Source organism: Pseudoalteromonas sp. 20-92 (assembly GCF_030847595.1).
Taxonomy (GTDB): Bacteria; Pseudomonadota; Gammaproteobacteria; order Enterobacterales; family Alteromonadaceae; genus Pseudoalteromonas; species Pseudoalteromonas fuliginea.
Map to the genome: position 1 here is coordinate 178,284 of NZ_JANJGQ010000006.1, position 21,565 is coordinate 199,848.

Below are 21,565 nucleotides of genomic sequence, written 5' to 3' on the forward strand. Positions count from 1 at the left end.
TTTTATATATTACTGACGAATACCTTCAATAAATAAACCTATATCTACATGGGTAGAGGCTGGCCCTAAATTGTAATCAATACCGTAGTCGGTAAGCTTAAGGCTTGTTTCACCTTCAAAGCCTACACGGTAACCACCCCATGGATCTTTACCTTCACCCACTTTATCAATTTCAAAAGTAATGGTTTTGGTTACACCATGCAGCGTAAAATCACCTGTTACTTGACCTGAATCGTCTTCAAATTTAATACTGGTGCTTTTAAACGTCGCTGTTGGGTATTTATCAACATTTAAAAACTCTTTACCACGAAGGTGTTTATCGCGCTCGGCATGATTAGAATCAAGGCTTGTTGTATCTATATTAACCATAATTTGCGACGCATTAGGGTTTTTAGCATCGTAGTTAAATTTACCATCAAAGGTATTAAAACGGCCATGTAACCAGCTGTAACCTAAATGTTTAATTTTAAAGTTTACAAATGCATGAGCACCCTTTGTGTCAATTACGTAGTCGGCTGCATTAGCAGTTGTTACCGATAACATCATTGCAGCCGAAACGGCTGTGCTTACTAATAATTTTTTCATTTTAATCATCCTTTAATGGTTTGATCATTCTAATTAAGGTTTTATCTTTATCGATAAAGTGATGTTTTAACGCCCCTAGTGCATGCAATACTGCAAACCCGATTAATGTGCACGCGCCGTAATAATGTACTTTTCCTGCAATATCGGCTTGGTCATCAAAGGCAAAATCAAGCGCTGATACATTAAATAAAGTAAATACTTCTATTGGACGCCCGTCTGCGGTTGATATTAAATACCCTGCAACAACAATAACAGCCAAAATAATATACATAGCAATATGCGCAGTATGTGCTAATTGGTTCATGCCTTTACTTTCACCTAATGGTTTAGGTTGTGTAGATAAAGCACGCCATAAAATTCTAAATAAGAATACGGCCACAAGCGTAATACCAATGCTTTTATGTAAATCGAGCGAGCCTTTATACCAGCTATCGTAATAAGTAAGCTCAACCATATATAAACCTAAACCAAACAGGCCAAAAATAGTCAACGCCATGAGCCAATGTAAAATAATGGCGACAAGTCCGTAAGATGAAGGTGTATTTTTAAACATGTGTAACGTCCTATAATGCTATGACGTTACAATATAGTGCATAGCCTTAAATGAAAATAACATTTACAAACACTTTACGTGCGTATACGCACAGAACTTTGATAATTAAAGTCAGTTTTAGAAGTTGAGGATTAAACAGATAAGTTTATAGAGTGGATTGCTCGCTCAAGCTGACATAAATTAAGCTCTCTGGGCTTACTTGCAAACAAGTAACAAGTCCTTCTTTAATGAGTTCAAGCATGGCTATAAAACTAACTACCACACCACTACGCCCTTCATCAGGCGTAAAAAGCGCATTAAACACCACTGCTGAATTTGCTTTCGATAGCTGTTGTAATATTTGGCTCATTCTCTCTCGGGTTGAGAGTACTTCGGCAGTAATTTGATGATGTTCAAACGTTTTTGCTCGCGCCATTACATCACTCAGCGCCAGCATTAAGTCTTTAAGTTCAATATCGGGGAGGTTTTGACTTGTGTCTTCATTTATTGGCATAGCGGCATGCGCTATAAAAATATCACGCCCAACACGGGGGATATCATCGAGGTTTTCGGCGGCTTTTTTAAATAACTCATATTCTTGTAGACGTTTAATAAGCTCAGCGCGAGGGTCTTCTTCCTCTTCAAGCTCTTCGTGTACAGGAAGTAATAAGCGCGACTTAATTTGTGCAAGTAACGCGGCCATAACTAAATATTCACCGGCAAGTTCGAGTTGAAACTCGGTCATCATTTCAACGTAACTTACATACTGCTCTGTAATACTAAAAATAGAAAGGTCGAGCACATCAAGCTTATGCTTTTTAATTAAATAAAGCAGTAAATCGAGCGGGCCTTCAAAGGTTTCTAATATTATTTCGAGCGCATCGGGCGGAATATATAAGTCTTCTGGTTTATCTACAACCGCTTTACCATGCAAAAAAGCCAGTGGCAGCTTTTGCTGCACTGGCTTTTCACTACTTTTTGTATCAGCAGTATTTTCGCTCACTTGTTATTACTCAAACGGGCTTGTATCACCACAGCCAACACGTAATATTTGAACTTCATCTTCTGACAAATCGATTACTGTGGTTGCTTGCTCTGGCAAGTAACCACCGTGAATAATTAAATCAACGTGCTTATCTAATCGCTCTAATATTTCATCAGGATCTGATTCTGTAAATTGTTGCCCTGGTAAAATTAAAGAACACGACATTAGCGGCTCGCCAAGTTCGGCAAGTAACGCACAAGCAATTGGGTGTTCAATTACACGCATGCCAATGGTTTTTTTCTTGTCGTTTAATAAACGCTTAGGGACTTCTTTTGTGCCTTTAAAAATAAAGGTATAAGGCCCTGGCGTATTATTTTTAATTAATCTAAATAGCTGGTTATCTACACGAGCATAAGTAGATAGCTCCGATAAATCACGGCAAACTAGCGTAAAATTATCGTTTTTTTCAATACCACGAATACGCTCTATGCGCTCTTTGGCTTGCTTATTACCAATGTTACAGCCAATGGCATAGCCCGAATCTGTTGGGTAAACAACAACACCGCCTTGCTTAATAATATCAACGGCTTGACTAATCAATCTTGGTTGCGGGTTATCAGGATGAATATGGAATAATTGACTCATGTTAATGCCCCTTCTTGTCCTTCCCAAACTTGCCAAACACCTTGGCAGTCTTTCGGTAAGTATAAATTTTTGCCAAGCTCTAAATAGCTTGTCGGAAAATGAAAATCAGACCCTTGCGAGCAAAGTAGTTTGTACTCACGGCTGAGTTCACCTAAAAATTGACGTTCGCTTGGCGCCTGTTGAGGTTGTGCAACTTCCATTGCGTCTCCTCCTACACTTTTAAATTCTACTAATAATTTGCGTAGCCACTTGTTTGACATTTGATAGCTACTTGGGTGCGCAAGTACAGCAACACCACCAGCGGCATGTATTGCTTCAATAGCGGTTTGCATAGTGCACCAGCAACTTGGCACGTAGCCTGTTTTACCACGCCCTAAGTACTTTTTAAAAACACCCGGGAAATTTTTAGCTACACCGCGCTCAATAAGGGCGCGTGCAAAATGTGCGCGCGTAATTTGCGCATCCTTTGCCAGCTCTTTAGCTTGCTCGTAAATGCCATCAAATCCATTTTTTGCAAGGCGTGCGCCAATTTCTAGCGCACGCTCTTCTCGCTTTTGCTGCTGAGCTGATAATAAAGAGGTAAGGTCAATATTATTAATATCAATATTTAAACCTACAATATGAATTTCGAAGCTTTCCCATTTGGTAGACACTTCGGTACCCGTTATTAATGAAAGCGGTAAGTTTTCTGCTTTAATAAATTGCTGAGCAGGCTTAATAGCTGCCACAGTGTCATGATCGGTAATAGCAAACACATCAATATTTTTATCAACAGCGCGATGCAATAATTCTTCAACCGTTAAACGCCCGTCTGAATGTGTGGTATGGCTATGTAAATCATATTTTATCAAAAGAAAACTGCTTAAAATTAAGGGTTACTGGTGTTTATGTAAGTATAACAACTTTTTTGACTAAATTGTTTTAAATAAACACTTGACACAAAAGCATAAGATACGTTTTACTGTAGCCACTTTCAGACACATTAAGAATTAACAATAATGATCAATTCAAACTTAAACACTATTTGGTGGTGGCACTCGTAATTTTCGGGTGATGAATTGTCGTGTCTAACAAAAATTCAAAACCCGCAACTATGCGGGTTTTTTTATAACTAAATTTTACGAAACATATACGTTAAAAATATTTAATAAATTTTGAGGCAGAAAAACATGAATAACGGTCTTACTCTTACACATCGTTGGTGGTGGCGCCTGATATAGCGGGACGGTAATGATCTGTTTGTAATTTAGATATCGTTATTCAAACCCCGCACTGCTAACGCATTGCGGGGTTTAATTTTTTGAGGGAATGAGGTTTGATTTTTAGTCATATAACTACCACACCAGGCGAAGTAACAAGCATTACGCAAGTACGCGACTATATTAGTAGCCCTCTTGCATTATACGCGGCACTTGATAAGCCTAACTCACTACTGCTTGAATCGGCTGAGATTGATTCTAAAGACAGTGTAAAAAGTTTAATTTTAGTCGACTGTGCACTGCGCATCGTATGCCAAGGTAAAACAGTCACTATTAATGCTCAATCTAATAATGGGCAACAACTACTTAGCTACTTGCAGGCAAATGTTAAAAGCTGTGATGCCACTTTAGACGGCGAAACACTTACCCTTTGTTATTTAGACACTAGCGGCGATACTGACGAAGCGAGCAAGCTCGTTGCTGATAACGCATTTAGCGCTCTGAGAACTTGTATTAACAGTATTAAAAGCACAACTAACAATCCATTTTCGTTATTTTTAGGCGGTGTATTTGCCTACGATATGGTAGCAAACTTTGAGCAGTTAAGTGATGTACCTGATGGCGAAAACACCTGCCCAGATTACGTATTTTATTTAGCCGAAACCTTAGTTGTTATTGATCATCAAAAGCAAACAACCGAACTCATTGGTAATGTATTTAACGGCCCAGACGTACACGCTAACTGCTTTGAAGTAGGTAAAGAGTTAGAGCGCTTAAATACGCTGTGCGATAACGCAGCAGAATTTAGTGCGGATATGCAAAGTGGCGAATGTGAGGTAAGCGTTGATATAGACGATGACACTTACTGCGAGCAAGTTGTTAAGCTTAAGAAGAACATTGTAGATGGTGATATTTTTCAGGTAGTGCCGTCGCGTACATTTTCACTACCTTGCCCTGATTCTTTACATGCGTATAGCCAGCTTAAAAAGCAAAACCCAAGCCCTTACATGTTTTATATGCGCGATGAAGACTTTGCATTATTTGGCGCGTCTCCTGAGTCGGCCCTTAAGTACGACGTAAGTAATCAGCAAGTAGAAGTTTACCCAATTGCTGGTACTCGAGCGCGCGGCAAATTTACTAACGGGCAAATAAACCCAGACCTAGACAGCCGCATTGAGTTGGAACTAAGAAACGATCAAAAAGAGCGCGCCGAGCATTTAATGCTCGTTGATTTAGCACGTAACGACGTAGCCCGCATCAGTGTTGCAGGTACGCGTTTTGCCAAAGAGTTATTAAAAGTAGACCGCTATTCACAGGTAATGCATTTAGTATCACGCGTTGTTGGCACATTAAAACCAGAACTTGATGCACTACACGCTTACCAAGCGTGTATGAACATGGGCACCCTTGTTGGTGCACCAAAAGTACGTGCTGCTGAGCTTGTACGTCAAACAGAAGGGAAACGCCGTGGCAGTTATGGCGGCGCTGTTGGTTACTTAACCGGTGATGGCGCAATGGATAGCTGTATTGTTATTCGCTCAGCTTTTGTTAAAAATAACATAGCCTACGTGCAAGCAGGTGCAGGTGTGGTGTTTGACTCAGATCCTATTTCAGAAGCAAACGAAACTCGCGCTAAAGCACAAGCGGTTATCACCGCCATAAAATCTACGTATAAGGCGGTATAAAATGAGCAAAGCGAATCCTATTAAAATCTATTTTTTAGATAACTTTGACTCATTCACATATAACTTAGTTGATGAGCTAACGATGCTTGGCTGCGAACTCGTTGTTTACAGAAACAACATTAGCGCTGAGGTTATTTTTAATAAAATGCGCCAAGAGCAAGGCCAAGTACTCTTAGTACTTTCCCCTGGTCCTGGCACACCAAGCGATGCAGGCTGTTTAATGGAGCTTATCGAACTCTCTAAAGGCCACTTCCCAATGTTAGGCATTTGTTTAGGCCAACAAGCGTTAACACAAAGCTATGGCGGAGTAATCGGTCACGCGGGTGAAACCGTACATGGTAAGTCTTCAATTATTAATTTAGGCGAACATCCTGTATTTGATGGTATGGGCAATACAATGCCTGTAGCACGTTACCATTCATTAATGGCAACAAAAGTGCCTGATAATATTAAGGTTATTGCCCAGTACGAAGATATCCCAATGGCTATTTATCATCATGATGACAACACATTGGGTTACCAGTTTCATCCAGAATCAATACTGACGCCAAACGGCGCAATGCTACTTCAGCAAAGTGTCGCTTACTTAACACGCGCCAAATAAAAGAGGACATTATGAGTACACAACCAGAACAACCCATAAATGTTCAACACGCTATTGAACAACTAATTACAGGGCAATCATTAAGCTACGCAGACGCCAAAGCACTGTTTGATGAAATAATGCAAGGTAACATGAGCGAGATTGAGCTAACTGCCCTACTAATAAGCCTTAAAATTAAAGGCGAAGTAAGCGGTGAAATAGCAGGTGCTGCAGCCTCAATGCGCGAAAACGCTGTTGCTTTTACTACCAGCAGTACACAACTTGCCGATAGCTGTGGCACTGGCGGCGATGGTTCAAACACAATTAATATAAGCACAACAGCAGCCATAGTTGCCGCTGCTGCCGGCATTAACATGGTAAAACATGGTAATCGCAGTGTATCGAGTAATTCAGGCTCTGCCGACTTACTAAAAGCGCTGGGCATTAATATAGATATGAGCCCAGAGCAGGCAGCAAAATGCCTTGAGCAAACCAATTTTACCTTTTTATTTGCACCGCACTATCACAGTGGCGTACGCCATGCGATGGGCGTGCGTACAGCGCTTAAAACACGCACTATTTTTAATATTTTAGGCCCGCTTGCTAACCCAGCAGCACCTGATGTGCAATTGTTAGGTGTGTATAACGAAGCGTTATGTATGCCAATGGCACAAACACTTAAAACCCTTGGCACAAAGCGCGCTATGATTGTTCACGGCTCAGGCACTGACGAAATAGCTCTACACGGTCCAACAACGGTAGTTGAGCTAAATAATGGCGAGCTTACGCAGTACACGCTAAACCCAAGCGACTTTGACCTTGCAAACTATTCACTTGAACAACTCGCTGGTGAAGGCCCACAATACAACGCAAATGCTAGCCTCGCCATCTTGCAAGGCAAAGGCACAGATGCACATAATGCTGCTATTGTGGTTAACGTAGCTGCCCTTTTATACCTAACAGGTAAAGCTGCAACGTTAAAAGAAGGGGCAAAACAAGTACAAACATTATTAAGTTCAGGGCAAGCCATGAACACACTAAATGCAATTATTGAGGTAAGTAATGGCTAATGTATTAGACAAAATTGTTGCTGATAAAAAATTAGAACTCATTGAGCGTAAAGCCGCACGCCCGCTTGAAAGCTTTAAACACCTTGCAGTGCCTACAAGCCGTAGTTTTTACAAAGCATTAGCAGCCCCAGGCACACAGTTTATTTTAGAGTGTAAAAAAGCATCGCCCTCAAAAGGGTTAATTAGAGAGCCATTTGATTTAACCGAAATTACCTCAGTTTATAAAAAATACGCCACCTGCATGAGCGTGTTAACTGATGCTAAATATTTTCAAGGCAGTTTTGACTATCTTGAATTTGTGCGCAGCCAAGTAGAACAACCGCTTATCTGTAAAGACTTTTTTATAGATGAGTACCAAGTATATATGGCGCGTATTTATGGCGGTGACGCTATATTACTGATGCTTTCAGTACTCGATGACGAGAGCTATAAAGCACTGCATGCTGTTGCCGATTCACTTAATATGTCGGTGTTAACAGAAGTAAGTAATGAAGAAGAAGTACACCGCGCACTTGCGCTTAATGCACAAGTTATTGGTATTAATAACCGCGATTTACGCGATTTAAGCACCGATTTAGCCACTACTGAAAAACTACGAAAGCTTATTCCGGCTGATAAAGTGGTTATTTCGGAATCGGGTATTTATACCCATCAAGACGTAAAACGTTTAGCTCCATTATGCGATGGCTTTTTAATTGGCAGCTCACTTATGGGCGAGCGTGATTTAGAGCAAGCATGTCGCCGTGTTATTTTAGGCGACAATAAAGTATGTGGTTTAACACGTAGCCAAGATGCACAAACGGCATATCAAAACGGTGCTGTTTATGGTGGTTTAATTTTTCATCCTAAATCGCCTCGCTATGTTGATTTAGATTGCGCAAAAGAGCTAAGCCAAAGTGCCCCGCTTAATTTTGTGGGTGTGTTTGTAGATGCCCCCATTGAGCAAGTTGCTCAATACGCAAGTGTGCTAAAATTGGCGGCAGTTCAATTACATGGTCAAGAAAGTGACGATTACATCGCTCAGCTGCGTACACAGTTACCTACCGGCTGCGAGATTTGGAAAGCCCAAGCAATAAAAGATGCATTGCCAACGCCTGTAAATGGCGTTGACCGACATCTTTACGATACACACAGCGATACACAATCTGGCGGTACAGGTAAAGCATTTGATTGGTCGGTGCTTCATGATGCAAGCACTCCATTTATGCTCGCTGGAGGCTTAAATCCAGACAATATTAAAGATGCGCTTTTTAAAGGTGCCTTAGGCCTTGATTTAAACTCAGGCGTTGAAGAATCTGCGGGTAAAAAGTGCCCTAACAAATTACATAATGCTTTTACAAGCATCAGAAATTATTGAGGTTAAAATGCAAAATCCAGCTTATTTTGGCGAGTTTGGCGGTATGTTTGTACCCGAGTTACTTGTCCCTGCGCTTAAGCAGTTAGAAAACGAATTTAACAAAGCACAAAAAGATCCTGAGTTTCAGGCTGAGCTAAGTAAATTATTAAACGAGTATGCGGGTCGTCCTACCCCACTTACTTTAACGCGCAATTTAGTTAAAAACCCAAAAGTAAAACTGTATCTAAAGCGTGAAGACTTATTACACGGTGGCGCACATAAAACCAACCAAGTACTTGGCCAAGCGTTACTTACTAAGCGCATGGGTAAAAAACAAGTGATTGCTGAAACCGGTGCAGGTCAACACGGTGTTGCAACCGCGCTTGCATGTGCATTATTGGGTTTAAAATGTCGTATTTATATGGGCGCAAAAGACGTTGAACGTCAGCAACCAAACGTATTTAGAATGAAGTTAATGGGCGCAGAAGTTATTCCTGTTACAGCGGGTTCTGGCACATTAAAAGATGCAGTAAATGAAGCGCTGCGTGACTGGTCAGCAAATTATCAAGACGCGCATTACCTACTAGGTACAGCCGCAGGTCCTCACCCATTCCCAACAATTGTACGTGAGTATCAAAAAGTTATTGGTGAAGAAGCCAAACAACAAGTACTTAAAGCAGAAGGTCGTTTACCTGACGCTGTTATTGCCTGTGTTGGTGGTGGTTCAAACGCGATTGGTATGTTTACCGACTTTATTGACGAACCAAGCGTTAAATTAATTGGTGTTGAGCCAGCTGGTAAAGGTCTTGATACAAATGAGCACGGTGCAACAATTTGTAAAGGCACAAAAGGCATATTGCACGGTACTTATACGTACATTATGCAAAACGACGATGGCCAAATTGAAGAGTCTTACTCTGTATCAGCGGGTCTTGATTACCCAGCAGTTGGTCCTCAGCATGCATTTTTACACGAAACTGGTCGCGCTCAATACGTGGGTATTACCGATACAGAAGCGCTTGATGCGTTTCAATCACTTGCTAAAAATGAAGGGATTATTCCGGCACTTGAATCAAGCCATGCGCTAGCTTATGCGCTTAAGTACGCAGAGGAGCTAACCGAGGAAAGTGTTATAGTGATTAATTTAAGTGGTCGTGGCGATAAAGATTTAGCACACGTTCACAATGTACTAACTGAAAGAGGTCAGCTATGAGCCAAGTAAAAACGGATCGTTACGGCAAAATGTTTGCAGCGCTTAACGAGCAAAAACAAGGTGCATTTGTACCATTTGTAACGATTGGCGACCCAGGTAAAGAGCAAAGTATTGCGATTATTAAAAGTCTAATTGACGGCGGCGCTGATGCGCTTGAGCTTGGTATTCCGTTTTCAGATCCAATTGCAGATGGTCCAGTAATTCAAAAAGCTAATATTCGCGCACTTGATGTGCACATTAACACGCAAGATTGCTTTGATATTATTAAAGAAATACGCGAGTATAACGCCGATATTCCAATTGGATTATTGCTTTACTCAAACCTTGTTTTTAAGCGCGGCATAGAAGCATTTTACAAAGATGCAAAAGCGGTAGGTGTAGACTCTATTTTAGTGGCTGACGTGCCTCTGCATGAATCTAAAATATTTAGAAAATCGGCAATGGATAACGGTGTAGACCCAATTTTTATTGCCACACCTAATGCAGATGATGACACACTTCGCCAATGCGCCTCTTACGGTCGTGGTTATACGTATTTACTATCGCGCGCTGGTGTTACCGGTACCGATACTAAAGCACAAATGCCAGCGGGTAATATTGTCACTAAATTAAAAGAATACCATGCAGCTCCTGCTCTTTTAGGGTTTGGTATTTCAACACCAGATGATGTAAAAGCCGCACTTAACGCAGGCGCAGCAGGTGCTATTTCAGGCTCTGCTGTAGTTAAAATTATTGAAGCTAACCTTAACAATTTAGACGCAATGACAACGCAGTTAAAAGCATTTGTTAGTGAAATGAAAGCCGCAACCGCATTATAAAAAGTGTAAATTTACACATAAAAAAAGGGCAATTAAATGCCCTTTTTTGTTTTTGAAAAGCAAATTAGTGAGCTTGGTGTTTACCCTCTAAAATCTCTTCAATAAATTTAGCATTAAATGCTTCTAAATCTGCTGGGCTTCGGCTTGTTACTAAACCTTTATCTACACATACTTCTTGGTCAACCCAATTAGCACCTGCATTAATTAAATCGCTTTTAATACTTGGAAAAGAGGTAATAGTACGGTCGCGCAATTTATTAATTTCAGCTAACAACCACGGCGCATGGCAAATAGCAGCAACGGGTTTGTTTTTTTCTGCGCCAAAAAATCCATCAATAAAGGCTTTAGCATCTTTATCTTGGCGTAAACTGTCTGGATTAAATAAACCACCAGGAAGCATAAGCGCGTCGTAATCAGCGGGGTCTGCATTTGTAACTAATTTATCTACTGTTACTTTATCGCCCCACTTGTCTTCATTCCAACCAGTAATTTGGCCTTCTTTAATTGATACTATTTCGATGTTTGCACCAACATCAAGTAATGCGCTGCGTGGAGATAAAAGCTCACTTTGCTCAAATCCATCAGTGGCTAAAATTGCAATTTTTTTGCCTTGTAAACGTGTGCTTGTTTGTAATGTACTCATTGAGATCTCCTTATTTTCTTAAAAGTTATATTTAAAATACACAATCAAAAAAGCACGATGCGTGCCGATAACAAGCAATTGAAAATAAAGGAGTAAATTGTAATAGAGTTTATGCTGCCATGTAAATTATTTAGAGATTATGAATAATGTACATAAGTGCTACTTTATTTCCAGCTCATGTAATTTAAAGCCATTAAACGCGACGTGTAATCCTGATCTACAGCATATACCCGTAGGTGCGAATTTACTTCGCGCTCATGTAACTTATCTATCAATACGAGGTTTAAAACCTTAAATAAATTTAAAGCAGATCTTTTAACGCTTTCGCGGGTTTAAAAACCGCTTTATTTGCGCCTTCTATTTCAATTGCAGCCCCTGTTTGTGGGTTACGCCCAGTACGCGCTGGATAGTAACTTAGTGCAAAGGTACCAAAGCCATTAATTTGAACTTGATCGCCCTCAGAAAGCGATTTAGTAATGACTTTTTGCAAGCTTGAAAGTGCCGCTTGAGCATCTTTTTTTGTTAATTCACTTTTGTGTGCAATGGCAGCAACGAGTTCTGCTTTATTCATTTTAGGCTCCTAAATACACGCCAAATCAGTGTTGGTTAAGCGTGGGAATATGATGATATGAAAAATACCAAACCAAATTGGTAATAAAGCCACGCAGGCTAAGGGTTACAGGGCAACAAGTCAACCTTGTAGTTGCTAAGCTTTATGTGGTAAAAAGCCTTTGACTCTTTTTTGTATAATTTAGGTAGACTATGCACGCATTAATTGAATACATTCCACTCATACTGTTTTTTGCAGTGTTTAAACTCGTCGATATTTACTGGGCTACTGGTTTATTAATGGCCACTACGCTTATTCAAGTTGCTTATAGCTACTTTAAACATGGCAATGTGCCTACTCGCCATTGGATATTTTTTGGCATTGCTGCCGTGTTTGGTACGTTAACGCTGGTACTTCATGATGAGCAATACATTAAATGGAAAGCAACACTCATATATGTAGGTTTAAGTTTAACGTTACTTGTTAGCCGTTATGTACTTAACAAAAACCTCGTTAAAAAAGCGCTTAGCTCAATCCTCGAAAACGCTAATGATACAAAACAAGCCATTGTTGTCCCAGAACCGTTATGGGATAAGCTTAATTTAATGTGGGTTGTAATTACTGCTGGCATCGCAGCACTAAACATTTATATTGCATATAATTTTTCGCTCGACTTTTGGGTTAACTTTAAAGTATTTGGTTTAATGGGTATTACCTTTGTAAGTATTTTTGCCACCATTATTGCCTTGTACAAATACCTCCCTGATGAAGAGGAAACAGCAAAGTAAGCCCCCTCGTCATAAAAGTGTCGTCTTAGCTTGCTAGCTTATTAAAAAAAGCAAGTTGAGACGACCTTGAACGCTAATCAATACCGCTGGTTTGAATTTACCCTCATTTTTATATTGCTGCCCTTGTTGGGTTTTGGATTACGCGAGCATTTAGCTAATTGGCTTATCCCTGCGCTTATTATACTTATGAGTGTGTGTTGTATGTTGCTACTAGGCGATCCCCATTTTAAACGGTTTAGACTCACAAGCCTTGGGCAATTTTCTGCTGTTAAAAGGCGTGTGTTTAGCTTCTTTTTTTTAGGTGCGCTGTTCTCAGGCATGTTTTACGGGATTATTCATCAAGGCAACTGGTTTACCCTTCCCCGTAACTCATTTAATGATTGGCTTTTACTGTTGGTGCTGTACCCAATACTGTCGGTTATTCCTCAAGAATTAATATTCAGAACGTATTTTTTTCATCGTTATAAACGCATTATGCAAAAAAAAGCAGTGCGTATTGTAGTTAGTGCGAGTGTATTTGCGTTGGCGCATATTGTGTATGCAAATTGGATTGCAGTAGCCTTAGCATTTTTAGGTGGCTTACTGTTTGCTTATACCTACGCAAAAAGCCGCTCAACCTTTGTGTGCGTTATTGAGCATAGCTTATGGGGGCTTTGGATGTTTACCCTTGGCATTGGCAGCTACCTCGACTCAGGCGCATTTAATTAAAGTAACCTTTATTTAAATTTACATACAAAAAAGCCGCAACAAGTACGGCTTATATAATTGGGTCTGTATTTAAAAGCCAAATATTTTTAGAGCAAAAAACTTAGTCGCGACTGTATTTATAAATATTACCGCTAAAATAATTGGAATAAACGTTGAAAGTGAAAAATTAACGTATTTTTCCATTAAGCTACCAGCATAATTAGGCGAGCCTAAGCTTAGCTCTTGTGTTAAACGTGCTTTTTTCCAGCGGTACATTACAAACAAACACACCATTAAGCCATTAAGCGGTAAAATTGTGTCGTAGAATACATCAACAATAATATCGAAAAAGCTCTTATTTACACCGCCATAACTGGTAAACGAGGTAAGGCTGTCAATCATACCAAACGACATAGTACATAAAATAGTTAGCACGCCAGTTGTAAGTGTTAAAATACCCAATGCTTTTTTACGGCTAATTCCTTTGCGGTCGCTTAATGTGGCTGTCGGTACTTCAACAATAGATACCAATGACGTAATTGCAGCAAAAAATACCAACAAGAAAAACGAGAATGCTACAATTGATGCGCCTACGTATCCGATATCATTTTGCAGTGCTAATAATATTTTCGGCAAATACACAAAAATCATCGACACTGACGAGTCAGAAAGTGCTGATGGGTCTGTGTTTGGATCAAAACTAAATATAGCCGGTAACACCATAAGGCCTGCGACAAAGGCGACTAACGAGTCTGTAATTGCTACCATTTTTGCACTACTTACAATGTCATCTTTTTTAGATATATACGACGCGTAAGTCATTAATATACCCATACCTAACGACAACGAGAAAAATGCTTGGCTTAGCGCCCCATTAAGTACGCTTGCACTCATTTTAGAAAAATCAGGGATAATATAATATTTAACACCTGCCATTGCATTATCAAGTGTTAATACATAGATAACTAAAGCAAGAAGCATGACTAGAAGTGCTGGCATCAGAAATTTAGCGGCTTTTTCTATGCCTTGCTTAACACCCCCTAATAAAATTAAGTTAACAATAATTACCACTACCGCCATGTAACCAAAAACAGTGTAGCTATTAATAAAAACACCAAAATGGCTAGGTTCAGCAAGTAAATCTAAATTCCCCAAACCAGTTTGCATTAAGTAGCCGAAAATCCACACTGTAATTACCATGTAAAACACTGCAATCATAAATGGCGTAAGCACAGCTAAAAACCCTGCAAACTTCCACTTTTTGTCATTGTTTGCCAACAACTTGTACGAGCCGAGTGGATCTTTTTGAGCATTACGGCCCATTGCCATTTCAGCCATCATGACAGGTAAGCAAATGAATACGACAAATAAAGCATAAATTAATAAAAATGCGCCACCACCATTTTTGGTAGCAGAAACAGGAAAACCAACTAAATTACCAATACCCACAGCAGAACCTGCTGCCGCTAGTATGAATCCGAGACGGGAACTAAATCGCTCTCTGTTATCGCTCATGCATAAAACCTTTTTATTATTTTGTATATTTCAGCGACTCTACCAGTGTTACACAGATATTTTCAAGCAAATACAGTGTAAAAATAAAATCGAAGTGTAAACCTGCCTAAATACGCTTTTAATTCACCAATTTTCAACGCTGTGATAGTATTGCGTTAATCAAATTTAACAATTTTTATGAGATTTCTTATGTTGTACATGATTCACTCAACAGATGTTGAAAACAGCTTAGAGCTTAGAAAAGCAGCACGCCCAGCACACTTGGAACGTCTTAATGAGCTTGATTCACAAAATCGCTTATTTACTGCAGGTCCTTTTCCAGCAGTTGACAGTGAAGATCCTCAAGAGGCTGGTTTTACCGGTTCACTCGTTGTGGCTGAGTTTGATTCAATAGAAGCCGCGCGTGAATGGGCTGCGGCTGATCCGTATGTTGCCGCACGCGTATATGAAAATACTGTTGTTAAACCATTTAAAAAAGTTTTCCCTGCTTAACTATAAATAATCGCTTATTAACATAGTTCAGGGTTTGTTCACGGGTTTTTAATTAAAATTGTTAAAGTAAAAGCTAATTTAGTGTTTTTACTTGAATTTTAGTAACTTAGTTAATTAAACTAAGTGTGTTTGGTCTAGGGGTTCTATCATGCGCATATTATTAAGTCTTACTTTTATTGCTTGTACTAGCTTTGCTAGCTTTTCTCAAGTAAATACAACAGCCACAAATCCAACGGCTAAAGCTGAAGTAAGCAAAAAGAAGGCTGTAATACTCGCAAAAAAAACCATTAACGGTAAAACGCTTAAGATTTCGGAACAAACTGACTTTTATACAGTGCGAATACTCAAATCTGACGGCCATGTCGTCGATTTACATATAAATAAAAAAACTGGCGAAGTAAAAAAGGATTAACCGATGCGAATTTTAGTTATAGAAGACGATTTACATTTAGCAGATAACCTACGTAATGCTTTAGAAAAAGAACGTTACAGCGTGGATTTATGCCACGATGGTGAAGCAGGTCTTTTCCATATTACTGAATATCCGCTTGATATGGCCGTTGTTGATTTAGGTTTACCTAAAATAGACGGTATCGAACTGATTAATAAAGCACGTGCACAAGGTATTACTATCCCTATTCTGATTTTAACAGCGCGTGATCGCTGGCAGGACAAAGTAGAAGGTTTAGATGCTGGCGCAGACGATTATCTTACAAAACCATTTCACGTTGAAGAGCTTATTGCACGTTGTAATGCATTAATTCGTCGTAGTGCCGGTAAGGCAAACCCAGAAATGACAGCAGGCCCAATCAAAATCCATACACGCTCGCAGCAAGTTTGGGTTGATGATAAAGAGCTCAGCCTAACCGCTTACGAATATAAAGTGCTTGAATATTTAATGGTAAACCCGCAAAAAGTAATCTCAAAGTCAGAATTGACTGAGCACATTTACGATCAAGATTTTGACCTTGATTCAAATGTTATCGAAGTATTTGTACTGCGTTTACGCAAGAAACTTGACCCTGAAGGTGTATTAAACCCAGTAGAGACACTACGTGGGCGCGGTTACAGGCTTAAAAGTCAGTGGTAATACCGCAAATATCGTTAAAAATAAGGCAAGGATTTATCCTTGTCTTTGTTTTGTTAGTCGCACTCCCAATCCTGTTTTATTCAATTGGCAAAGCGTATTACGCTTCACTTGTTGATGCGACAGAAAAAACTCTCGAAGCACAGCTATACTCGCTTATATCTGAAGTCGACTTTACTGAGCATGGCATTATTATGCCAAGTACAATTTTAGCGCCTGAGTTAAATAGACTAAACTCCGATACCTACGCAATGATCTATCGTGACGATGAACCCATTTGGCATTCTGAATCAGCAGTTAATGTTAATTTTGTACCTCAACAAGTAGAAACAAAAGCAGGTGCAGCGGACTTTAGACGAGTTGAATATAAAAACACTGCGTACTGGCAACTTAGCCTTACTGTTATTTTAAACAACATAGATCAATCAGAACAGGCACGCTTCATATTAGTTAAACGTAACGATGCCCTACTGCGTTTAATGGACGGTTTTAAGCAAACACTTGTTGATTGGATGTTTATAATGGGCATTGCAATCGCAGGTCTTATGGCGGTTGGTTTTATTTGGAGTGCACGGCCACTGCAACGACTTGATAAAGAAATAAAAGCGATCGAGTCTGGCGATATCCAAGAAATTAAAGGGTTATACCCCATTGAGTTGCAAACTATTAAGTCCGATTTAAACTTACTCCTTGATTCTCAACAACGTCAGAAAGAGCGCTACAGAGCCTCATTGAGCGACCTTGCACACGCGCTTAAAACACCACTAGCTGTTTTGAAATCAAGCCCGCTGGCTAATGATGCAGATGCACAAGAGCAGCTTGACCGTATTAATGTGATGATCGAGCACCAATTAAAACGGGCAGCAACCGGTGCCTCTGATACTTGGAAGAAACAAACGCCAATTAAGCCAGTTCTCGATTCTATTTTAAGTGCTATGGCAAAAGTTTATCGTGATAAAGATATTATTTTTAGTTGCACAGTAACAGATAAAGACTACTTTTTAGGTGATCAAACCGACTTAATGGAACTATTGGGTAATTTAATTGATAACGCCTGTAAAGCATGTCGTTCACAAGTCGAAATACAAGTAGCCCAAAGTAAAACTCTGTGTATTGGTATTAGCGATGATGGTCCTGGTGTACCAGAAGACAAGCGCGAGTCTTTACTCACTCGTGGTACTCGTCTGGATACATACGAAAGCGGACATGGCGTAGGCATGGCAATTGTATCTGATTTAGTTAAGTCGTATCACGGTACTCTCACTATCACTAAAGCTGATAACTTGGGCGGTGCTCAATTTATTTTAGAGTTTAATTATAATGATAAAAAGTAATAATTTATTAAGGCTAACTGCAATTGTACTGTTAGTAATTAGCCAATACAGTTTTGCTGATGAAGCGTGTACTTTAGTAAAAAAAGCAACCACGGATGAAGCTAAGCGTTATATACAATGCCTAGATACACAAATAAATAAAGCAAAACTAGTGCAAGGCAGTTGGATACAAAAGCGTAAATACGAACTCACTACATCACAGGAAAGTACAGGTAATACCCAAATACTTCCATTATTTATGCGCAGCATTAGTAATAATGAAAAATACATAGAAAGCGCTTGCCAATGGCGTTATTTATTAAAACTCCCTAATGCAACAACTGCGGCTATTAGTTATAAAATCTGTGAAATCCAACTTATCAACCAATTTACTGATGCACTTAAAAAACCATTTTAAAACAAGCAATCTACTAATCGATTGCTTATAGGTAATAAAATGATTAAACCTGTAATTATTATAGGTGGCGGGCTGGCGGGCTTATACAGTGCGTATCAGTTGCAACTACTTAATGCCCCATATTTATTATTAGAAGCTAAATCGCAATTAGGTGGCAGAATTTATTCGGCGCAATCACCAATAAATAGTGGTGTTAGTTTTGATTTGGGCCCTACGTGGATATTTCCTCACCAGCCAAAAATTCAAGCGCTAATCAAGTCACTCAACTTAAGTCTATTTGAGCAATACACCAAAGGCGATGTGTTATACCAATCGCCACATTCAGAGCAACCACAGCAAATTGCAGGCGCTGGAGAGATGCAATTATTTAGGCTCAAACACGGTATGAATACCTTAATAACTGCATTGTATGAGCAACTTAATCCAGATTTTGTATTGTTAAACCACAATGTCACTGAGCTTAAAAAGAGCGGTGATAGCTGGCAAATTACAGTGAATCATTTAGGTAATATAAAACACTTAAATACGAACAAACTAATGTCAGCAATTCCTGCACGCATGGTGACAGCCCATTTAACACCTGAACAATGGGCTACTCCAACACTCATAAGCCGCCTCAACAGCGTACCGACATGGATGGCAGGACAAGCAAAGTTTATAGCTACTTTTGAACATGCATTTTGGCGTGATAATAACTTATCAGGACAATGCTTTAGCCGTGTCGGCCCTATGGTCGAAATTCACGATGCCAGTGCTGAAGATGATAATTACGCCGCATTATTTGGTTTTATAGGTGTGCCCTACTTATCACGAAGCGAAGTAACTAAAGAGCAGTTAATTCAAGCCTGTGTCCAGCAGCTTAGCTACTTTTATGGTCAGGATGCTAAAAAGGCAACAGGGTACTTTATTAAAGACTGGGCAGAGGATAAATTTGTAGCTAATAGAGACGATCAAACTCAGCCTTCACAGCATCCAGAATTTGATTTTTCAAACTTGGAAGAGCAATTAAGTAACCTTAATATTCATTTTGTAGCGAGTGAGTTTGCAAAACAAGAAGCAGGATATTTAGAAGGCGCAATAAACGCTGTGGATGACGCTATTAAGTCGTTTATTAATTAATAGCTCTGTATTTACTGATAACTCAACCATCAAGGGCTTTAATTCTACAGGCCTTGATGGTTATAGATATTAGTTGTTTTTAGTAACGTCTTCACCACTGCCCAGTAAAGTGGCAACCCACTTACCTTCTACACTGGCTTCTAGGGCTATTTTTACAATCATCGTTAATGGAACAGATAAAAGCATACCCACGGTACCTAATAACCAGCCCCAAAATATCAATGATAAAAACACCACTAACGTTGAAAGACCCAACCCTTTACCCAAAAATTTAGGCTCTACAATATTACCCATTACCGTATTTATTGTTAAATATCCTGCAGCAACAAGTCCTGCCACTAATGGGCCTTGAGTAATAAGGGCAAGTAATACCGCAGGTACAGCTGCGATAATTGATCCAATATTAGGAATGTAATTAAACATAAACGCTAATACTCCCCACAGTACAAAATAATCGATATCTAAAATCCATAAATAAAATGCAGCGATTATACCGGTGGCTAAACTCACTAATGTTTTAATAGCAAGATAGGAGTTTATCGATTCTAAAAAGCGGTCTATTTGTTTCATTTTACTATCGGGATCATCAAGGGCCATGTGTATTTTATTACTCAGCATCGGTCCTTCAAACAACATAAACACAACCGTTAAAATAATTAAAAACATGTTGGCCATTACCCCACCTAAACCAGTGAGCATATCCGTGGCTACATCGACCATTTTTCCTGGATCGAACATATTGATTAACTGTTCTTTATTAATCAATATGTTGTATTGAGATGCTAAATCGACCAGCCATACAAACTCTTCTTTAAGCTGTGTTTTATACTCAGGAAGCTGCTGCGAAAAATCGTTTATGGACTGCCCAACAAGCCCACCTAAGCTTACGCCTAAACCAACAATAATTAGTACCACTAACATAACAGCAATACCTTTGGGAATTCGATATCGCGCGAAAAACTTAATAAATGGATTACAAATAATGGCAATAAACGCCGCTAAAATAAATGGAATAATAATTACACTTGCTGCTTTTATACCCGCAAGTACAACGACCAAGGCAGCAAAAACTATTAAACTTTTATTCACTCCAGTTAAATTTGCCAACTCACTAATCCTTTTATTAATTATATTGCCCCAGTGTAAGGCAAAAGCTAATGAAATGAAATAATTACCAAGTGATCATAAAAGTCTGCTTTACGTATAAATTTGCAAAGCTGTTTGCTAGCGAGTATATTTTTTAATCACTTGCTACTATTTTATTGTAAGGATTAATAATGCATATATTTGTTACTGGCGCGACCGGATTAATTGGTAAGCACTTATGCCCTTTTTTACTTCACCATAATACGGTTACTGTGCTTAGCCGAAACCCGACTAAAGCAAACGTATTATTGGGCCGTAAAGTTAAAGCCGTAAGCAATGTTAATTCAGTGGATTTTAACAGCGTTGATATTGTTATTAATCTAGCTGGCGAACCGATTGTTAATAAACGTTGGAGTGACAAACAAAAACACATAATACGAGACAGCCGTATTGGTGTTACACAGCAAATTAGTGAAGCAATTAAAGCCAGTAACACTCCCCCACATACTTTTATATCAGGTAGTGCCGTTGGTTTTTATGGTCGACAAAATAGTAATCCTATTGATGAAACTTTTGAAAAACCACACGACGAATTTAGCCACCAGCTTTGTAAAGAGTGGGAAAATGCAGCTTTACTCGCGCAATCAGAACAAACCAGAGTGTGCCTTTTACGAACGGGTATTGTTTTAGCTAAAAAAGGTGGGGCATTAGGTAAAATGCTACCCGCTTTTAAATTATGCTTAGGCGGCCCGATTGGTAACGGCGAGCAAGGTATGTCGTGGATACACATTGACGATATGATTCAGCTAATACTCTTTATAATTAAGCATCCAGAAATTTCAGGCCCAGTTAACGCAACAGCACCAAACCCGGTCAGTAATGCCGAGTTTAGTAAAAGCTTAGGGAATGCATTGTCGCGGCCTGCATTTATCGCTATGCCAACCGCAGTACTTAAACTGCTAATGGGTGAAATGTCAGATTTATTAACCACTGGGCAATTTGTTATCCCACGTAAGGCGCAAGCTCATAATTATCGCTTTCATCACCCTGATATTAAATCAGCCCTAGAAAGTTTGACTTAGTCATTATAAATAAACTGCGCCAAAATTAAGCTAGATTTTGTATCTAGTTGTTCTAAATTAACAACGTTTAAGAATTATTTAATTCGTTAAATTACTCAAGTATGTATGCAGGTTAGTATTAATCCTCTACATAA

At 39.3% G+C, this 21,565-nt stretch carries 24 protein-coding genes; 15 read left to right on the forward strand and 9 right to left on the reverse strand.

Translation table 11 applies throughout. The features are described 5' to 3' along the window. Nucleotides 1-9: 9 nt before the first annotated feature. The 5 genes from NRL14_RS08505 to NRL14_RS08525 all read right to left on the reverse strand — a co-directional run bounded on the left by NRL14_RS08505 (nt 10) and on the right by NRL14_RS08525 (nt 3,598). Nucleotides 10-585, reverse strand: a complete 576-nt coding sequence (locus tag NRL14_RS08505; protein ID WP_008138356.1) for a YceI family protein — start codon at nt 583-585, stop codon at nt 10-12. A 1-nt stretch (nt 586) separates the two neighbouring features. Then, nucleotides 587-1,138: a cytochrome b gene (locus NRL14_RS08510; RefSeq protein WP_002961572.1), complete on the reverse strand. Its 552-nt coding sequence runs from the start codon at nt 1,136-1,138 to the stop codon at nt 587-589. A gap of 145 nt (nt 1,139-1,283) precedes the next feature. Then, entirely contained in the window at nt 1,284-2,120 is an 837-nt protein-coding gene (locus tag NRL14_RS08515; RefSeq protein WP_008138354.1) for a ScpA family protein, read from the reverse strand. A 6-nt stretch (nt 2,121-2,126) separates the two neighbouring features. Then, on the reverse strand, nt 2,127-2,747 hold the full coding sequence (locus NRL14_RS08520) for an L-threonylcarbamoyladenylate synthase (RefSeq protein ID WP_007375432.1): 621 nt from the start codon (nt 2,745-2,747) through the stop codon (nt 2,127-2,129). Continuing rightward, nucleotides 2,744-3,598: a PHP domain-containing protein gene (locus NRL14_RS08525; RefSeq protein WP_306724443.1), complete on the reverse strand. Its 855-nt coding sequence runs from the start codon at nt 3,596-3,598 to the stop codon at nt 2,744-2,746. Before NRL14_RS08525 ends, NRL14_RS08520 begins: the two co-directional genes overlap by 4 nt. Before the next feature lie 464 nt (nt 3,599-4,062). On the opposite strand from NRL14_RS08525, the gene NRL14_RS08530 reads away from it, so the two are divergent. From NRL14_RS08530 to trpA, 6 genes are read left to right on the forward strand one after another with little or no spacing between them, the layout of a single operon-like run. Next, nucleotides 4,063-5,631 (forward strand): anthranilate synthase component 1, encoded by a 1,569-nt coding sequence (locus NRL14_RS08530; RefSeq protein WP_306724444.1) that lies wholly within the window; start codon nt 4,063-4,065, stop codon nt 5,629-5,631. Between the two features lies 1 nt (nt 5,632). Then, nucleotides 5,633-6,235: an aminodeoxychorismate/anthranilate synthase component II gene (locus NRL14_RS08535; RefSeq protein WP_033028422.1), complete on the forward strand. Its 603-nt coding sequence runs from the start codon at nt 5,633-5,635 to the stop codon at nt 6,233-6,235. An 11-nt stretch (nt 6,236-6,246) separates the two neighbouring features. Further along, nucleotides 6,247-7,284: an anthranilate phosphoribosyltransferase gene (gene trpD / locus NRL14_RS08540; protein WP_306724445.1), complete on the forward strand. Its 1,038-nt coding sequence runs from the start codon at nt 6,247-6,249 to the stop codon at nt 7,282-7,284. Next, nucleotides 7,277-8,641 carry a bifunctional indole-3-glycerol-phosphate synthase TrpC/phosphoribosylanthranilate isomerase TrpF gene (trpCF, locus tag NRL14_RS08545; RefSeq protein ID WP_306724446.1) on the forward strand — a complete coding sequence of 455 codons (1,365 nt, stop codon included), beginning with the start codon at nt 7,277-7,279 and terminating at the stop codon, nt 8,639-8,641. Before trpD ends, trpCF begins: the two co-directional genes overlap by 8 nt. A gap of 7 nt (nt 8,642-8,648) precedes the next feature. Continuing rightward, nucleotides 8,649-9,833: a tryptophan synthase subunit beta gene (gene trpB, locus NRL14_RS08550; RefSeq protein WP_306724447.1), complete on the forward strand. Its 1,185-nt coding sequence runs from the start codon at nt 8,649-8,651 to the stop codon at nt 9,831-9,833. After that, nucleotides 9,830-10,651, forward strand: a complete 822-nt coding sequence (trpA, locus tag NRL14_RS08555) for a tryptophan synthase subunit alpha (RefSeq protein ID WP_306724448.1) — start codon at nt 9,830-9,832, stop codon at nt 10,649-10,651. The genes trpB and trpA overlap by 4 nt, the downstream gene beginning before the upstream one ends. A 64-nt stretch (nt 10,652-10,715) precedes the next feature. Here the strand turns inward: trpA and NRL14_RS08560 are convergent, their stop codons facing one another. Further along, nucleotides 10,716-11,294, reverse strand: a complete 579-nt coding sequence (locus tag NRL14_RS08560; RefSeq protein WP_007375439.1) for a type 1 glutamine amidotransferase domain-containing protein — start codon at nt 11,292-11,294, stop codon at nt 10,716-10,718. Nucleotides 11,295-11,595: 301 nt separating this feature from the next. Then, nucleotides 11,596-11,865 (reverse strand): HU family DNA-binding protein, encoded by a 270-nt coding sequence (locus tag NRL14_RS08565; protein ID WP_077538106.1) that lies wholly within the window; start codon nt 11,863-11,865, stop codon nt 11,596-11,598. Nucleotides 11,866-12,056: 191 nt separating this feature from the next. On the opposite strand from NRL14_RS08565, the gene NRL14_RS08570 reads away from it, so the two are divergent. Continuing rightward, entirely contained in the window at nt 12,057-12,632 is a 576-nt protein-coding gene (locus NRL14_RS08570) for an inner membrane-spanning protein YciB (protein WP_306724449.1), read from the forward strand. 66 nt (nt 12,633-12,698) lie between these two features. After that, the gene (locus tag NRL14_RS08575) at nt 12,699-13,340 is read left to right on the forward strand and encodes a CPBP family intramembrane glutamic endopeptidase (RefSeq protein WP_306724450.1); all 642 of its coding nucleotides are present in this window, start codon (nt 12,699-12,701) and stop codon (nt 13,338-13,340) included. A gap of 69 nt (nt 13,341-13,409) precedes the next feature. Here the strand turns inward: NRL14_RS08575 and NRL14_RS08580 are convergent, their stop codons facing one another. Next, the gene (locus NRL14_RS08580; protein WP_007375444.1) at nt 13,410-14,834 is read right to left on the reverse strand and encodes a sodium-dependent transporter; all 1,425 of its coding nucleotides are present in this window, start codon (nt 14,832-14,834) and stop codon (nt 13,410-13,412) included. Nucleotides 14,835-15,023: 189 nt separating this feature from the next. Between NRL14_RS08580 and NRL14_RS08585 the strand changes: the two genes are divergently transcribed. The 6 genes from NRL14_RS08585 to NRL14_RS08610 all read left to right on the forward strand — a co-directional run bounded on the left by NRL14_RS08585 (nt 15,024) and on the right by NRL14_RS08610 (nt 19,263). Then, entirely contained in the window at nt 15,024-15,326 is a 303-nt protein-coding gene (locus NRL14_RS08585; RefSeq protein ID WP_188085517.1) for a YciI family protein, read from the forward strand. Between the two features lie 148 nt (nt 15,327-15,474). Beyond that, nucleotides 15,475-15,738 carry a PepSY domain-containing protein gene (locus NRL14_RS08590; protein ID WP_007375446.1) on the forward strand — a complete coding sequence of 88 codons (264 nt, stop codon included), beginning with the start codon at nt 15,475-15,477 and terminating at the stop codon, nt 15,736-15,738. A gap of 3 nt (nt 15,739-15,741) precedes the next feature. Then, nucleotides 15,742-16,416 carry a response regulator transcription factor gene (locus tag NRL14_RS08595; RefSeq protein WP_007375447.1) on the forward strand — a complete coding sequence of 225 codons (675 nt, stop codon included), beginning with the start codon at nt 15,742-15,744 and terminating at the stop codon, nt 16,414-16,416. Next, nucleotides 16,410-17,747, forward strand: a complete 1,338-nt coding sequence (locus NRL14_RS08600; RefSeq protein ID WP_007375448.1) for an ATP-binding protein — start codon at nt 16,410-16,412, stop codon at nt 17,745-17,747. The genes NRL14_RS08595 and NRL14_RS08600 overlap by 7 nt, the downstream gene beginning before the upstream one ends. Then, on the forward strand, nt 17,734-18,144 hold the full coding sequence (locus NRL14_RS08605) for a hypothetical protein (RefSeq protein ID WP_007375449.1): 411 nt from the start codon (nt 17,734-17,736) through the stop codon (nt 18,142-18,144). The genes NRL14_RS08600 and NRL14_RS08605 overlap by 14 nt, the downstream gene beginning before the upstream one ends. Nucleotides 18,145-18,183: 39 nt before the next feature. Beyond that, complete coding sequence (locus NRL14_RS08610) at nt 18,184-19,263, forward strand: FAD-dependent oxidoreductase (protein WP_306724451.1); 1,080 nt, start codon at nt 18,184-18,186, stop codon at nt 19,261-19,263. 69 nt (nt 19,264-19,332) lie between these two features. Here the strand turns inward: NRL14_RS08610 and NRL14_RS08615 are convergent, their stop codons facing one another. Next, the gene (locus NRL14_RS08615) at nt 19,333-20,370 is read right to left on the reverse strand and encodes an AI-2E family transporter (protein WP_306724452.1); all 1,038 of its coding nucleotides are present in this window, start codon (nt 20,368-20,370) and stop codon (nt 19,333-19,335) included. Nucleotides 20,371-20,540: 170 nt separating this feature from the next. Here NRL14_RS08615 and NRL14_RS08620 point away from each other — a divergent pair, with 170 nt between their 5' ends. Further along, on the forward strand, nt 20,541-21,431 hold the full coding sequence (locus tag NRL14_RS08620) for a TIGR01777 family oxidoreductase (RefSeq protein ID WP_306724453.1): 891 nt from the start codon (nt 20,541-20,543) through the stop codon (nt 21,429-21,431). The last annotated feature ends 134 nt before the right edge of the window (nt 21,432-21,565 follow it).